The sequence below is a fragment of the Mycobacterium sp. genome, assembly GCF_050701515.1.
Classification (GTDB): domain Bacteria; phylum Actinomycetota; class Actinomycetes; order Mycobacteriales; family Mycobacteriaceae; genus Mycobacterium.
Genome location: NZ_JBOGDB010000207.1, coordinates 1 through 14,539 on the forward strand (window position 1 = coordinate 1; position 14,539 = coordinate 14,539).

The 14,539-nt window shown below is 66.4% G+C and carries 14 protein-coding genes; 4 read left to right on the forward strand and 10 right to left on the reverse strand.

The window, feature by feature from the left end; translation table 11 throughout:
• The 3 genes from ACRDU5_RS16745 to ACRDU5_RS16755 form a co-directional block, all read right to left on the reverse strand.
• Window positions 1–299 (reverse strand): serine hydrolase (locus ACRDU5_RS16745; RefSeq protein WP_526615772.1); only part of this gene is annotated, 299 nt, incomplete at its 3' end.
• An 11-nt stretch (window positions 300–310) separates the two neighbouring features.
• Window positions 311–1,387, reverse strand: coding sequence for a class I SAM-dependent methyltransferase (locus ACRDU5_RS16750; protein WP_526615773.1), 1,077 nt, complete (start codon window positions 1,385–1,387; stop codon window positions 311–313).
• 94 nt (window positions 1,388–1,481) lie between these two features.
• Window positions 1,482–3,098 carry a LuxR C-terminal-related transcriptional regulator gene (locus ACRDU5_RS16755; protein ID WP_526615775.1) on the reverse strand — a complete coding sequence of 539 codons (1,617 nt, stop codon included), beginning with the start codon at window positions 3,096–3,098 and terminating at the stop codon, window positions 1,482–1,484.
• 51 nt (window positions 3,099–3,149) lie between these two features.
• Here ACRDU5_RS16755 and ACRDU5_RS16760 point away from each other — a divergent pair, with 51 nt between their 5' ends.
• The 3 genes from ACRDU5_RS16760 to ACRDU5_RS16770 all read left to right on the forward strand — a co-directional run bounded on the left by ACRDU5_RS16760 (window position 3,150) and on the right by ACRDU5_RS16770 (window position 6,216).
• Window positions 3,150–4,238, forward strand: a complete 1,089-nt coding sequence (locus tag ACRDU5_RS16760; protein WP_526615776.1) for an S-(hydroxymethyl)mycothiol dehydrogenase — start codon at window positions 3,150–3,152, stop codon at window positions 4,236–4,238.
• On the forward strand, window positions 4,235–4,873 hold the full coding sequence (locus ACRDU5_RS16765; protein ID WP_526615777.1) for an MBL fold metallo-hydrolase: 639 nt from the start codon (window positions 4,235–4,237) through the stop codon (window positions 4,871–4,873). The genes ACRDU5_RS16760 and ACRDU5_RS16765 overlap by 4 nt, the downstream gene beginning before the upstream one ends.
• Window positions 4,874–5,133: 260 nt before the next feature.
• Complete coding sequence (locus ACRDU5_RS16770; protein ID WP_526615787.1) at window positions 5,134–6,216, forward strand: class I SAM-dependent methyltransferase; 1,083 nt, start codon at window positions 5,134–5,136, stop codon at window positions 6,214–6,216.
• A gap of 3 nt (window positions 6,217–6,219) precedes the next feature.
• Here ACRDU5_RS16770 and ACRDU5_RS16775 read toward each other — a convergent pair whose 3' ends face one another.
• The 7 genes from ACRDU5_RS16775 to ACRDU5_RS16805 form a co-directional block, all read right to left on the reverse strand.
• Window positions 6,220–7,965, reverse strand: coding sequence for an acyl-CoA dehydrogenase family protein (locus tag ACRDU5_RS16775; protein WP_526615778.1), 1,746 nt, complete (start codon window positions 7,963–7,965; stop codon window positions 6,220–6,222).
• Window positions 7,966–7,992: 27 nt separating this feature from the next.
• Window positions 7,993–9,735 carry an Hsp70 family protein gene (locus ACRDU5_RS16780; RefSeq protein ID WP_526615780.1) on the reverse strand — a complete coding sequence of 581 codons (1,743 nt, stop codon included), beginning with the start codon at window positions 9,733–9,735 and terminating at the stop codon, window positions 7,993–7,995.
• A gap of 106 nt (window positions 9,736–9,841) precedes the next feature.
• Window positions 9,842–11,020: a transposase gene (locus tag ACRDU5_RS16785; protein ID WP_526615781.1), complete on the reverse strand. Its 1,179-nt coding sequence runs from the start codon at window positions 11,018–11,020 to the stop codon at window positions 9,842–9,844.
• A 250-nt stretch (window positions 11,021–11,270) separates the two neighbouring features.
• Complete coding sequence (locus tag ACRDU5_RS16790) at window positions 11,271–12,344, reverse strand: NAD(P)H-dependent amine dehydrogenase family protein (protein WP_526615782.1); 1,074 nt, start codon at window positions 12,342–12,344, stop codon at window positions 11,271–11,273.
• Between the two features lie 27 nt (window positions 12,345–12,371).
• Window positions 12,372–12,926: a hypothetical protein gene (locus ACRDU5_RS16795; RefSeq protein WP_526615783.1), complete on the reverse strand. Its 555-nt coding sequence runs from the start codon at window positions 12,924–12,926 to the stop codon at window positions 12,372–12,374.
• A gap of 91 nt (window positions 12,927–13,017) precedes the next feature.
• Complete coding sequence (locus ACRDU5_RS16800) at window positions 13,018–13,446, reverse strand: DUF1761 family protein (RefSeq protein ID WP_526615784.1); 429 nt, start codon at window positions 13,444–13,446, stop codon at window positions 13,018–13,020.
• 2 nt (window positions 13,447–13,448) lie between these two features.
• The gene (locus ACRDU5_RS16805; protein ID WP_526615785.1) at window positions 13,449–14,033 is read right to left on the reverse strand and encodes an IniB N-terminal domain-containing protein; all 585 of its coding nucleotides are present in this window, start codon (window positions 14,031–14,033) and stop codon (window positions 13,449–13,451) included.
• A gap of 144 nt (window positions 14,034–14,177) precedes the next feature.
• Between ACRDU5_RS16805 and ACRDU5_RS16810 the strand changes: the two genes are divergently transcribed.
• Window positions 14,178–14,539: sensor domain-containing protein (locus ACRDU5_RS16810; RefSeq protein WP_526615786.1), on the forward strand; the 362-nt coding region annotated here is incomplete at its 3' end.

The following is a 14,539-nucleotide window of genomic DNA, read 5'->3' on the forward strand; positions in this document are numbered from 1 at the left end:
GAATAGATCCGGCGCTTTCCCGGCGGGGACATCACCTCGTCGGACCGCATCGAGTACCCCGAGGCGTGCGCCAGCAGGTGACGCACCGTGGAGCCGGGCGGACCCGCGGCGGTGTCGAGCTCGACCACGCCCTCTTCGATCGAGATCTGGATGGCGCGGGCGACCAATGGCTTGGTCACCGATGCCAGCGTGAACCGGTGCGCGGTGTCGCCGCGCTGCGCCAGTACGCCGGACGGCCCGACCACAGCCGCCGCAGCCATCGACACCGGCCAGTCCGCCACGACATCCAGCGCGCTCATCGCGCTGGACGTTACTTCCTGGCGATGTAGTAGTAGTTGAACGGGTCCGACTCGATCTCACTCACCGCCACTTCGCCGAAGCCGGCGTCGGCAAGCATCGACGTCGCCAGCTGCTTGCCCCACACCGTGCCCAGCCCGGCGCCGTCGAGTCCCAGCGACACACTCATGCAGTGCATCGCCGAAACCGTGTACAGGAACGTCGCCAGCGGGACACCGATGTTGTCCTCCAGCCGGCTCGACGCCTTGATGTCGACCATCAGGAAGATGCCACCCGGCCGCAGCGCGCGGTAGATATTCTCTAACACCTGCGCTGGCTGCGCCTGGTCGTGGATTGCGTCGAAAACCGTTATAACGTCATAGGTTTCGGTTGCATCCAGCTCAGTCACATCTCGCTGGATGAACGTCGCGTTGGTGAGGCCAAGACCTTGGGCCTCCGCGGCGCCCGCCGCCAGACCCTCTTCGGAGAAGTCGATGCCGGTGAATCGGCTGGCCGGGAACGCCTGCGCCATCACGTTGATCGCATGCCCACTGCCGCAACCGATATCGGCGACGTCCGCACCCGCGCGAACGCGTTCCGGCAACCCGTCGGCCAGCGGCAGGACGGCGTCGACCAGCTCGGCGTCGAACACCTCGCCGCTTTCCTCGGCCATCAGCTTGTGGAACCGGGGATAGTCGCTGTACGGCAACCCGCCGCCGGCGTAGAAACAGCCGATGATCTTCTGCTCGACCTCGCCGAACAGCGGGATGAACTGCGCGATCCGGGCGAGGTTGTCCGGCCCGGCGCCGCGGGTCAGCACAGCGGCGCGGTGCGGCGGGAGCGAGTACGTCTGCGTCGCCGGGTCGTAGTCGACGATCCGCGCGGCGACCACACCGCCAAGCCACTCGCGTACATAGCGTTCGTTAAGCCCCGCGGCATCGGCAATCTGCTGGCTGGTGGCCCGCGGGAGTTCGGCGAGCGTGTCGAAAAGCTTCGTCTGATGTCCGATGGACATCAGCACGGTCAGGCAGGCGCTGTCGATAGCTCCCACCATTCGTTCGGCGAACTCCTCGGTGGTATCGGTCGCCGGATTTTCGTTGAGTGTCGTCATGGTTTGACGCTAGGCCGATGCTCCCGTGAGCGGTACCGGGCAAACCATGCAATTTCGCTGGCGGTGAGGTGGTGCAAATGATGCAGGGCGGCGGCTACAGTGCGTTGTTCTCGTGCGCCCACGCCACCGCCGCGGTTCGCGAGGACACCCCGAGCTTTCGGTAGATGTTGGCCAGATGACGCCCAACGGTCTTGTCGCTGATGAAGAGCTGTTCGGCGACTTCGCGGTTGGTGGCGCCGCGCGAGATCGCGCTCAGGATCTCGATCTCACGCTTGGTCAGGCCGCCCGGCGACGTCGATCCGCAGATCCCAGCGGGTTCGACACCGAGTTGGTCGTAGATGCTCTGCGCGGTCGCGGCGTCGGCGTCGGCCACCTCGTCGTCGCCGAGCGCTCGATGCGCGATCGCCATCCATTCGTAGATCTGGGCCGTCTCGTATCGCGACTTCTGGATCCGGTATTCGAGTAGCGCCGATTCCAACGCCCCGAGCGCCTCGGCGTGCCGAGCCCGCTGCACCAGGATCGCACCACGGGCGTGCGCCGCCCAGGCCCGAAAACCGGGCGTGCCGAAAGCCTCTGCGCCGTCCTCCAATTCGCGGCAGTGTCGCTCGGCCTCGTCGAGGCTGTTGCGCGCCAGCGCGATCTCGACGGCCCCGCGCAGCAGCCGCATCCGGCCCAGCCGGTCCTCACCCGCCAACGCGACCCGCAGGTCGGTCCACGCCGACTGGCTGTCGCCCTGCCGGCAACGCAGCAGCGACTCACCGGGTTGCGGCTCGATGCCCATGGCCCGGGCGCGCGCGAAGGCGGAGCCGGCGCCTTCGGCATCACCCCGCAGCCGTCGCACCTCGCCCAGTTGGTAATAGCCCTCGCCGGCGGCCCAGCTGTTGACGTCCTCCAACGCCTGGCTGGCCGCGACGAGCCGATCCTCCAACAGCCGGTAGTCGTCGGTAGCGGCCTGGAGTTGGAGACGGTGCACGTCGCATACCCCGCCGTAGTTGTCGGACCCGGCGAAGTCGTCGCACCAGCGCTCCATCGACTGCGTCAAGGCGTACATGCGGGGAAAGTCGGCCAGCCGATGGCATTGGTTCAGCAGCACACAGTAGATGTCGCCGGCCCAATCGATCGGAACCTGGTCGGCCAGCACCGGCAGCATCGCCTCGTCGATCAGGCCGTACGCCTCGACCATCCGGGCTTCACTGATCGCGGCGAGCGCCTCGGCGACCTGGCCCAGCGCCGACACTGCGGGACTGTCCAGCCTGCTGCCCACCTCCCGAAGCGTCTGCGCCCGCTGCGGGAGCGACTGGGTATCTCGGCTCATCAACGCCGCGATCGCATCCAGGTAGGCCAGATATCCGTGGGTCGCGCCCTCGGGCGTGCCGTCGAGCAGGCGTCGCGCGCGGTTCATCCAGCCTTGCCCGATATTGAGATCGCCGCGGGTCAGCCATGCCAGGGCGAGGTCGACCGCCTTCATCGCGGCCGACGCTGGATCGGTGCGGGCCAACAGCCCGAACACCCGCTCGGCGACCCGCAACGACTCCTTGCCGCGGCCCAGCCGCCAGGCCGCGACGGCCATCGCGTCCAGGTCGTCAATGCCCAGCGGCACGTCATCTCCGGCCCGTACGAACGCCTGGTAGCAGGCGTGCCAGTCCCGCCGGGTGTACGCGATCCGTGCCGCCATCAGCAGGTCGGTGTGAGGGTCTGTGCGCATGGCCATGTCGATCACATCAACGGTATCTCCGGACAGGCCACCCCGTAGGTTGTACCCATGAGTCAGACGGTGCGCGGAGTGATCTCCCGGAAGAAGGGCGAACCGGTCGAGGTGACCGATGTCGTCATCCCCGATCCGGGCCCGAGCGAGGTGGTGGTCGACGTGATCGCCTGTGGCGTCTGCCATACCGACCTGACGTACCGCGAGGGCGGCATCAACGACGAGTACCCGTTCCTGCTCGGGCACGAGGCCGCGGGCACCGTCGAGTCGGTCGGACCGGACGTGACGGCGGTTGCGCCCGGCGATTTCGTGATCCTGAACTGGCGCGCGGTGTGCGGCCAATGCCGAGCCTGTAAGCGCGGCCGTCCGTGGTACTGCTTCGACACGTTCAACGCCCAGCAGAAGATGACGCTGACCGACGGAACGGAGCTGACGCCGGCGCTGGGCATCGGGGCGTTCGTCGACAAGACGCTGGTGCATGTCGGCCAGTGCACGACGGTCGATCCGTCCGCCGACCCCGCCGTGGCCGGGCTGCTGGGCTGCGGTGTGATGGCAGGCATCGGCGCGGCGATCAACACCGGCGCCGTCGGCCGTGATGACACCGTCGCGGTGATCGGTTGCGGCGGTGTCGGTGACGCCGCGATCGCCGGTGCCCGGTTGGTCGGCGCGAAGAAGATCATCGCCGTGGACACCGACGACAAGAAGCTCGCCTGGGCCCGCGAATTCGGCGCGACCGACACCATCAACGCGCGCCAGACCGACGTCGTCGAGGCGATCCAGGAACTTTCCGACGGTTTCGGCACCGACGTCGTGGTCGACGCCGTCGGCCGACCGGAGACCTGGAAGCAGGCGTTCTATGCCCGTGATCTCGCGGGCACCGTTGTGCTGGTGGGTGTTCCGACTCCCGATATGCGGCTCGATATGCCGCTGGTCGACTTCTTCTCGCGCGGGGGTTCGCTGAAGTCGTCATGGTACGGCGACTGCCTTCCCGAGCGGGACTTCCCCACCTTGATCAGCCTCTACCTGCAGGGCCGGCTGCCGCTGGAGAAGTTCGTCTCCGAACGCATCGGGCTCGACGACATCGAAGATGCGTTCCACAAGATGCACGCCGGCGAGGTGCTGCGCTCCGTGGTGGTGCTGAAATGAATGCTGGACGACAACGCGACATCACCCGTGTGGTGACCCACGGCACCTTCGAACTCGACGGCGGCAGTTGGGAAGTCGACAACAACATCTGGATCGTCGGTGACGACTCAGATGTGGTGGTGTTCGACGCAGCGCACGACGCCGCGCCGATCGTGATGGCGGTCGGCGGCCGCAACGTCGTCGCGGTGGTCTGCACCCACGGCCACAACGATCACGTCACGGTGGCACCCGAGCTGAGCGATGCGCTCGATGCCCCGGTGCTGTTGCACCCGGCTGACGACGTGTTGTGGCGGATGACGCATCCGGACAAGGATTTTCGCGCTGTGGACGATGGCGAAACATTGCGTGTTGCCGGTACCGAACTACGCGCTATGCACACCCCCGGGCATTCACCCGGATCGGTCTGCTGGTACGCGCCGGAGCTGGACGCGGTGTTCAGCGGCGACACCCTGTTCGAGGGCGGCCCCGGCGCGACCGGTCGGTCGTTCTCGGACTTCCCGACCATCCTGGAGTCGATCGCCGGCCGGCTCGGCGCACTGCCCGGCAACACCGTGGTTTACACCGGCCACGGCGACTCCACCACCATCGGCGACGAGATCGTGCACTACGACGAGTGGGTGGCCCGCGGCCACTAACGCTCCTTCCCGCGAGCGTGCGTGTCTGCGGCCGACACTCCGGGCGATTCCGTGCAGCAACGCACGCTCACCGCGGCGCGAGCGTGCGCAGCGTGCCCGCGATTGGCGGCGTGTCACAGTGCAGACACCTTCGCTCGCGAGGACTTGGCGAGGCAGGAGATCGCTAGCCGTCGAGGATCGCCGTTGCTCGGCCTCGAACTGATCGCCACACGGCGGCTGTGAAGACTACCGTGGTCGCCATGTCTGACAAGCCGTCAGCCGTGCCCGAGTCGACCGTTGTGGTTCGGCCGGAACCGATGGAAAGCGCATCCTACACCGCCGGTTCGCGCTTGCAGGCCGCCGGGTTGCGCCCCGCGGTAATGCTTTTCGAGCAGGCGGCCGACGTGGTCCCGCTCCCCCGGGCGCCGCAACCGATCGGGATCGCCGACTACGGCGCATCGACCGGCCACAATTCGCTGTTGCCGATCGGTGCGGCCATCGCGGTGCTGCGCCGGCGCACCCGGCCCGACCAGTCGATCCTGGTGGCGCACACCGACGTTCCGGACAACGACTTCACCGCGCTCTTCCGGACACTGGCCGAGGACCCCGACACCTACCTGCGCGGGGACTCCGCGACATTCGCCTCGGCAGTCGGACGGTCCTTCTATAACCAGATCTTGCCGTCAAACAGCATCAACCTGGGCTGGAGTTCGTGGGCCATCCAGTGGCTGAGTAAAACGCCGGCGCCCATCCCCGACCATGTGCTAGTGGCCTACAGCTCCGACGAGGGGATTTTCGCGCAATATGCCAAACAGGCCGCGCACGACTGGCACGAGTTCATCGCGTTCCGGGGTCGAGAGCTACGCCGCGGAGGCCGATTGGTGGTGATGACGCCGGCCGTCGACGACGAGGGCGAGTTCGGCTTCCGCCCGCTGTTCGCAGGCATACTCGATACGCTCGACGAACTACGGGGTGCCGGATTCCTCACCGAGGACGAAGTGCACCGGATGTGCATTCCGATAGTTGCGCGTAGCGCGGCGGACTTCTTCGCGCCCTTTGCCCCGTCCGGACGTTTCGAGCAGCTACAGATCGACCATCTCGAGGTGTTCGATGCCGAAGATCGGTTCTGGTCGCAGTACCAGGTCGACGGGGACGCAACGGCTTTCGGTGCGCAGTGGGCCGCCTTCGCCAGGGCAGCGGTACTCCCGACGCTGGCGAGCGCGCTCGAGGGTGGACACGCGGACCCGCGCCGCGAGCAGTTCTTCGACCGGCTGGAGGCCGGGGTCGCGGCGCGGCTGGCGGCGGCGCCGGAGCGGATCCAGATTCAGTTGGCGCACCTGGTGTTGATCAAACGGCCGAAGTAGCCGTCAGGGCCGCATTTCGTAGGCGCCGTCGTAGGCCCTGACGCGTTCCCAGACCCGGCCGAAGCGCTCGGGGTCGGACACCGGCTTGCGAATGGCACCGAGGGCCCAGTCCTGCTGTGCCTGCGTCGAGCTCGGCTTGCCATGCAGCGCAACGGCATACGTGCTGAAATCGCGGATCTGGAAGTCGAATATCGCATCGACGATGTCGTCATCGAGCCCGGCCAATGCGGCCTGCTCGAGAATCAGCTGGCCATATACGATGAGCGAGAACAGGTGCCCGACATCGAGCAGGAAGTCCAGATCCTTCTGCTGATCGGCATCGGGCGCGGCGGTCGCGAGAAGCGCCTTGAATGCCTGTGCCTGCTCGTAGAATCGCGCGACGTTCGGGATGCTCGCATGCTTCTCGTACACCGGTGTCCAGTCGGCGAACTGCACCTTGCCCGCACCGCGAGTCGGTCCCTGATTCCAGAAGAAGACGTCGTCGGCGGGATCGTTGCGGGCCGGGATCTCCGGATAATCCTTCGGGTTGAACATGTAGTTGGGCATGAACTTCAGCACCAGGCCGACGTTCACGTGCACCGTGCCTTCCAGCCGCGGTAGCGTCCCGATCAGCTGCGCGACCTCGCGGAACATCGTGTTCTTCTCGTATCCTTTGGCGGCGACCACGTCGTGCAGCAACCGCAGCACCGTCTCGCCCTCCATCGTGACCTTGGCCTTGGTCATCGGGTTGAACAGCAGATAGCGCCGGTCGTCGAGGCTCGCGCTGCGGAAGTAATCCACCGACCGCTGGCTGAACAGCTTCATCGCAACCAGTCGCGCATAGGCGTCGACGAAGTTCGACCGCACGTGTGCGAAGTCGGTCACCGGGTTGCCATACAGGATGCGGTTCTGCGCGTGCGTGATCGCCTCATAGAAGGCGTGCTCGGCCATGCCGATCGAAGCCGAACACAGGTTGAACTTACCGACGTTCACGGTATTCAGTGCTGCCGCAAAGGCTTCCACACCGGTGTGCAGGATGTCCTCGGCGCGCACCGGGTAGTTCTCCAGGCGGAACGTGCTCACATATATCTGCATGTGTACGACGTTGCCGATCAGGTGGTAGTTCTCGTGCCTGCTGTCGGCGGCAAAGAAGACGTACGCGTCGTTGCCGTCGATGTCGCCTCGCCTGCCGAATACCGACACCATGCTCGCGACGTTGCCGTTGCCGATGTAGTACTTCTCCCCCGATGCCCGGTAGAGGACGCCGTTGGCGCGGTCCTCCTCGCTTGCGGGGGTCAGGACCATATCGGTGTTGTAGACGTCGGCACCGTGCTCGCGCTCGGACAGCCCGAACGCCATCACCTGGCCCGCCTCGAGGTCATCGGCGGCCCTGAGTTTGGCGTCCTTGTTCTCGCTCTGCCAGATCGGGCCGAGACCCAGGATGGTGACCTGTTCGGTGTACCAGTAGGTCAGGCCGTAGAACCCGAGGATCTCGGCGAGGGCGGCGTTGCGCGCGGCGTCCCAGCGCTTATCCGGATTGGCTCCGCCGAAGTCGGACGGTGTCAGGAAAGTCGCGAACAGCTTCTCGCGCTTGACGAACTCGACGAAATCGGCGGGCCACTCCGCCGCCAGGTCGTCGTCGAGGATGCGCTTCTTGCCCTGGCTCTCGAACCAGTCGATGGTCGCGCGCAATAGCCGTCGGGTTTCGGCGTCGAACTGCTGCGGGTCATAGGTGTTCGGATCGAACAGCAACCCGTCGGTCTGCGTCATGACGCGAGCCTAGGGCGTGCTTCGCGGCTACGGAGCCGGTTGTGGCTGCGGCGGACCGATCGGGATCGTCACTCCGGGCAGGATCGGGATCTCCGACGGAACGCCCGGCGGGAGGGGCTGCTGGGTCGGCGGCGGCGCCTGCGTCGTGGGCGGTGGGGGTGGCGGCGCCTCGGTGGTCGGTGGCGGAGGCGGCGGTGGAGCCGGTGTCTGCGTCACCGTTCTCCGCGGTGGGGCGACCGTGCGGGTGACGGGCGGCGGCGTGTACGGCGGCGGGGCTACCGTCGGCGGCGGCGCGGCGGGCGTTGGGGTGGGGGTCAGCGTGGTCGTCGTGACGGGCTCCGTCGTCGTTGTTTCCGACACGGTGGCGTCGTCGCGCAACAGGAACCACCAGGCCGCGACGAGGGCCGCCACAATCGCGACCAGACTCAGGGCCAGCACCGCGCCGGGTCGTCGGTGCCAGGGCAGCGGGGCGGCCTCGTACTCCTCGGTTTCCGGTTCGGTGAATTGCATTTGCGGACGCGGACCGCCCACCGCGTCGGTGTCGGCCATACCGGAGTAGTCGTACGGATCGGTCGGGGCGATGTCGGGTATGTGTTCGGCGTCCGACCAAGCGAGCGCCCGGAAGGTGCTTGACGCCATCTCGTCCGGCGCTACCTCCGGCGCCATCTGCGTGGCGGCCACGGCGGCTGCCGGAGCGGCCGCGGCCAGCGCCGTCATGCCCTCGTCAGCGGGCCGGACGGCCTTCAGGCCCGCGCCGATGGCCGCGGTCAACTCCGGCTGTGCGGTGGTGACGACCGGCACCCGGAAATGCTCGGACAACGTGGTGGTGACGATCGGCAGCCGGGCTCCCCCGCCCACGGACGCGACGGCAGCGAGCGCGCCCGCCCCTTTTCCGCTGCGGTCCACGGTTTCCTGCAGGACGCCGACGAAATCGGTCAGCGGCTGCTCGATGGCGTCATCTAGCTCGTTGCGGGTGAGGCGGACGTCACCCCGATATCCGGGCAGTTCGGCCACCAGCGTGGTGACCGCGGCGGTGGACAGGCGTTCCTTGGCTCCCCGGCTCTGCCCGCGCAGCCTCGTCAACGACCCGATCGCGGAGGTGCTCGACAGGTCGATCGATCCCGCCTCGGATAGGCCGCTGAGGACGTGCGTCAACACGGCCTGGTCGATCAGATCGCCGGACAGTTCGGTGTGGCGGACCGTCGGGCCCAGGGGTCGAAAGCCGTTGGCGGCGTCCACCACGGTGATGCTGGTGCCGCTGCCACCGAAGTCGCACAGGGCGATGACTCCGCGGGTGGGAAGGCCGGGATCGTCCTGCAGCGCGGTGAGCGCGGCGGTGGCGTCGGGAATCAGCGGCACCGGCTTCGTCCCGCCGAATTCCGGGATCGCGGCCAGGGCTTTGCGCAGCGCCTCCACGGTGTCCGGGCGCCAGTGCGCGGGATGGGTAACGGCCACCGGGTCGGCGGGTGCCCGGCTGTCGTTGACGACGTTGAGCATCGCCCGCAACGCCTCGGCGAGCAGCACCTCAGCACGGTGCGTCGAACCGTCGGACGCGACGATGCCCACCGGATCGCCGACGCGGTCCACGAAATCGGTGAAGATCAGGCCACGCTCGTTCGGGTTGAGCTGGGGATTCTCGCTGGGAACGCCCACCTCGGGCGGTCGGTGCGGAAAATGGGTCACCACAGCGGACCGCGTCACCGCGGCCCTGCCCACTACGACTGCCGTCAGGTTGGTCGCGCCAACCGACAGCCCTACCCCATCAGCCATCTCATCCAATCCCGAGCCAAACCCTATCGGTAATCCATCTCGAATGCCGCCTAGGGCGTTACTCAGCGGGTGACTTCTCTGACGGCTGGAAGCCGCCAGCTTCTTTTCACACCGCTTGGGTGTGAAGGGCCAGTCCAGCCCGCAAGATGTTGCGTGCGGCATGCTCGTCGGCGGCTGCGCTGTGTCCGCAGCGTTGGCAACGAAATTCCGCTTGGGTGACGCGGTTCTCGGGGGCTGCGTAGCCGCAGTTCTCGCAGCCGTCGGAGGTGTGGCAGGGATCGACCTCAATCCAGGCGCGCCCAGCGTCTTCCGCTTTGGCGCACAGTATTGAGACGAACTGACCCCAGCCAGCGTCACTGATACTTCTGTTGAGTCCGGACTTCGCCCGGGCACCATTGGGCAGAAACTGACGCGGATTCTCCGGATCGGCAACGGGTTTCGCCCGGCGCAGCATGTTGGCGATCCGTAGGTCCTCCACCACCAGCAGGTCATACCCTTCGGCGAGCGCGCGGGCCTGTTTGTGGTGAAAGTCTTTCCGCTGGTTGGCGATCTTGCGGTGCCGCGCGGCCACCGTGTCACGCTTGCGGTCACGGTTGCACGAACGACGGTTGGCGCGCTGCAACCGCTGCTGCGCCGCGGCTAACCGGTCAGCCGCCACCCGGCCCCAGCGTGGATTGTCCACACCGGTCCCATCACTGAGCGTCGCGTACCGCACGATCCCGACATCGACACCGGCCTGCCGACGAGTCGCCGGCAGCGGGTTGGCCGGCACGTCGTCACAGGACAGCACCACTATCCAGCGCCGCCCTTGGCGTTTGATCTGGATCGTCTTCACCCGCCCCAGCACCTGGCGGTGCAGATGCACCTTCACTTGACCGATGCCTTGCAGATACACCCGCCGCCGATCAGGCAGCCAACGGGCACCGTCGCCGTCCTTGGGCCACTCCACACTGTCGAACCGAGCCGCACCCTTGAACCGTGGATAGCCCGGCGTCTGCCCGGCCTTGACCCGGCGGAAGAACCCGTCGAACGACTTGTTGAGCCGTCGCAGCGTGGCCTGTTGACTCGAGAACGACCACACCGCCACATCCGGCCGTACCGACCGGATCTCGGTGAGCTGTGCGGACTGGTCCCCGTACCGGATGCGGGTCTTGCTGTGCGACCACCCATCCCGACGTTCCTGCAGAGCAGCGTTGTACAACTCGCGGTGCGACGCGACACACGCCGCCAGTGCCATGTGCTGACGCGAAGTAGGGCGCAGCCGGAACACGTACGCGCGTCTCACGACGCCACCGCATCCCACCGGTGCTCGATGTAGCGGCGCACCCTCGACTCCCAGACCTACCCGACCGACGCGGCGAAATACGACGGCGACCACAACACTTTGGCGTGGTTGCAGATGTGCGGGAACTCGACGCGCAGCAGCCGGGCGGTGCGACCCATCCTACGAACCAACACCGACAAAACCCGGCGGTCACACACTGGTCACCAGCCCCGATCCCCCCGACGGCTAAAACCGCCGATCCACTCGGGGCTCAGCGGATGGTGCCCGCCCCGCCAATCAGGGGAAGGTCCAGGGCGGTGACCCATCCCGGCGACAGGTCGTTGACCGCGGGAACGGCGTTAAGCGCGCGCATCCCCGTTGCCAGACAGCCGGCGGCCGCGGCGTCGCGCCCGGAACCGTCGGTGAACCGAAAGGCCGTCTCCTGGAAGATGCTTGGCGTGCCCTCGATGTCCACGCGGTAGACGTCGTTCTCGTTGCCCGACGGCCAGTCCGGCGCCGCGTCGTTGCCGATGCGGTTGACGTGCTCGAGCTGGATGCGGGTTTCGCCCTGGTAGACGCCGTTGATGGTGAACCGCACCGCGGCGACGTTTCCGGGCGCAATGATGCCCTTGGCCGTCTTGCGCTCGGTGGCGGTGACCCACTTCTCCCACGTCGTCGTCATCTCGTCGAGCATGATGCCCGCCGCATGCGCGATCATCGGAACCGTTCCGCCCCAGGCGAAGATGAGAATGTCGGGCGTTTCGAGGAGCGGCCGGTATTCCGGCGGCTTGCCGATGCCCATCTCGCGGTCGTAGTCGCCCTCGTAGTTGGTGTAGTCCAGCAGCTCCGACGCCCGCACCCTGCGAACCTCCGAGCACAGGCCCATCAACGTCATCGGAAACAGGTCGTTGGCGAAGCCCGGATCGATGCCGGTGGTGAAGCACGAGGATTCGCCGAGCTCGCAGGCCTCGGTGATGGGTTGGATCCAGTTCGGGGGATTCAGGTGCATGGTCGGCCACACCCAGGGCGTCATCGCGGTCGAACAGACGTCGATTCCGGCCCGGAGGAAGCGGGTGATCAGCGCGATGTTGTCGTCGGCGTGCGCCGCCGTCGGGCCGTAGTGCACCAGGGCGTCGGGCTTGAGGTCGATCAGCGCGTCGACGTCGTCGGTGGCGATCAGACCCAGCGGCGCGCCTAGGCCACAGATTTCGCCGACGTCGCGGCCCACCTTGTCGGGATTGCTCACCCCGACACCGACGAGTTCGAAAAGCGGGTGCTTGACGACTTCCGCGATCACCATCGATCCGACGAAACCCGTGCCCCAGACCACAATTCGTTTAGTCATCGACTGCCTCTGCACGGGCTCATTACCTCACCGGCAGAGCCGCAGGCCGCCTGGCTCGCATTGCAGCGGATAACGCTGGACGGGGATTGGCAGCGGCTTGTCAAACTTCAGCGTGAACGGCTCCTTGGTCAGCCCCGCCGGCACTCCACAAACTGCGTTGTGTGCAGTCGTGTGAGTGCCGGTGAGCGTGACGTCGTCGAAGGCATAGGTCTCGGTGGTGGGGGCCTTGCTGCCGTCAGGGCACACGAAGCCCTCTCGCTTGGTGGTGGTGAAGGTCCATCTGCCGCCCGTCAACCGGGCATCTCCACCGAAGTTCTGGACGTCCAGCTCATGGCTGGTCTTGGCGTTCGTTGCACTGGTGATATGCAGAGTGCAGGCGACCGGAAGGTACAGCGGTTCCCGCAGATCCCCGACCACGTTCACGCATATCGGATAGATCGTCCAGGTCGCGACCGGCAGTCCGGGCTGGTTGTAGATGTAATTGCCCTCCATGACCTGTTCCGCGGAGGAGGGACTCGCCAACCCCAGGGCTGAGCCGGCAAGTACAACGGCAACGGCTAGCACACGAGCGATCGTCCTCATGTCCCTCCCTCAGGGTGTTGCAAGGAGTATCACAGCGCCATCGCCGCAGCATCAAGGATTTGCGGCTTAGTTGACCAAGGCCGCAGCTTCTCTAGACCCCCGCTGGTGGCCAGACTCCGATGATGAGAGCCATCGCCGTGATCGTGATGAACTCGTTGAGCGCGCTGAGCGCGGTGATCTTCAGCGATCGGGTGTCGAAGATGTCGTGAACCAGCATCCGCGCGACGGTGAAGCTCAACCAGAGGATCCACCCGGTCACCAATGCCGAGACGAGGAAGCTGCCGCCATAGAACTCGTAGGCCAGGTACGTGGTGCCCGCCAGCACCCAGGCGGTGAGAAAACTGGCGACGACGACAACCGGATAGACCAAAGGTGAACCGCCCTGGACGGTTTCGTCGCTATGTCCGACCAGTTCCATCCAGGTGCGGCCAAACACGGCCCGGTGGTAGAAAACGAGGCCGATCACCATGCTTGCGATCAACGCCACCAAGACCGCGAGATAGTTGATTTCCGGCACCATGGCTAACCCCCGTCGGGCGGGAAGAGACTCGCCGGTGAGTCGGGCTCGTCGAGGTCGACCTCGAAATACGGCAGCAACAGACTGTCGGCGGGCGCATCGTCCATGCCCTCGGGTGCCGTCGAACCCGGAGTCTCGTTGAGGACAATCGGGTCATAGTCCACGCTGTAGCGGTCATCGGCCCCTTCGGTGCTAGCCGGCCCTGGCCCACCCGGCGCCGGGTCCGCAGGCTGGTATCGGTCCAGAAACCAGTCATCGGCAGGTTTGCCGTCGGGCCCCTGCTCCCCAGGCAGGTACCGCCCATAGAACCCGTCCTCGGCAGACGGGCCCTCCGCCGGTGCCTCGCCGAACACCTCGTCCAGCGTGATGCCGTGGTGATCGGCCACGGCCGGCTGCAGATTGGCGACGAGATCGCCCTCGCCGAGTGCAAGATCCGGCGGTACGGCGCTCGCCGCGACCGCCTGCAGCTGGGCGGGGGTCACATTGGGGAAGCCGGCGTCGTTCAGCGCCTGGGCGGGTGCTTCGATGAAGGCCTGCGCTGCTTCAGGACTGCGGTATAGACCAAGCATGTAGTCGACCAGAGTTGCCATATTCGTGCCCTTCGACATCCCGGGCAAACTTCACGGCTGCCCGTGAGTTAACGATAGGCGCAGAAACTGACGCCGGTGCGAGTTTTGCTTCCCCGAGCGGTTGATTCGGTCCGCGGTGTGCTGCGCATCTTCTAGACTCCCGCCATGGTCAGGCTGGTGCCGGCGCTTGCGCTCTGCGCGGTCGTCACGTTCGGCGCGATGACGACCGGTTGCACGAGCACCGTCGAGGGTGCGGCCGTCAGGGCCCAAGGCTCCGTCCCCGCGGACGACGTGCCGCCGTTCGACGAGTCGGACCTGGATGGACTGCTGCTCAGCAATGATGAGCTCAACTCGATCGGCGGGGTCGAATGGGAGTCGTTCTATGCCACGGACGAGCTGAATGAAAACGCAGATCTGGTATCGAACCCCGACTGCCTGGGAGCGGTATATCCCGGCGAGAACGATGCCCACGTCGACAGTGACTGGACGGCGGCTCGCGACGAGTTGCTCATCGATGCCGCTGGCGA

Coding starts and splice junctions, on each gene's coding strand:
- ACRDU5_RS16750 (WP_526615773.1), bottom strand. CDS start 1,387: ATGACGACACTCAACGAAAATCCGGCGACCGATACCACCGAGGAGTTC.
- ACRDU5_RS16755 (WP_526615775.1), bottom strand. CDS start 3,098: ATGGCCATGCGCACAGACCCTCACACCGACCTGCTGATGGCGGCACGG.
- ACRDU5_RS16760 (WP_526615776.1), top strand. CDS start 3,150: ATGAGTCAGACGGTGCGCGGAGTGATCTCCCGGAAGAAGGGCGAACCG.
- ACRDU5_RS16765 (WP_526615777.1), top strand. CDS start 4,235: ATGAATGCTGGACGACAACGCGACATCACCCGTGTGGTGACCCACGGC.
- ACRDU5_RS16775 (WP_526615778.1), bottom strand. CDS start 7,965: ATGACGCAGACCGACGGGTTGCTGTTCGATCCGAACACCTATGACCCG.
- ACRDU5_RS16780 (WP_526615780.1), bottom strand. CDS start 9,735: ATGGCTGATGGGGTAGGGCTGTCGGTTGGCGCGACCAACCTGACGGCA.
- ACRDU5_RS16790 (WP_526615782.1), bottom strand. CDS start 12,344: ATGACTAAACGAATTGTGGTCTGGGGCACGGGTTTCGTCGGATCGATG.
- ACRDU5_RS16795 (WP_526615783.1), bottom strand. CDS start 12,926: ATGAGGACGATCGCTCGTGTGCTAGCCGTTGCCGTTGTACTTGCCGGC.
- ACRDU5_RS16800 (WP_526615784.1), bottom strand. CDS start 13,446: ATGGTGCCGGAAATCAACTATCTCGCGGTCTTGGTGGCGTTGATCGCA.
- ACRDU5_RS16805 (WP_526615785.1), bottom strand. CDS start 14,033: ATGGCAACTCTGGTCGACTACATGCTTGGTCTATACCGCAGTCCTGAA.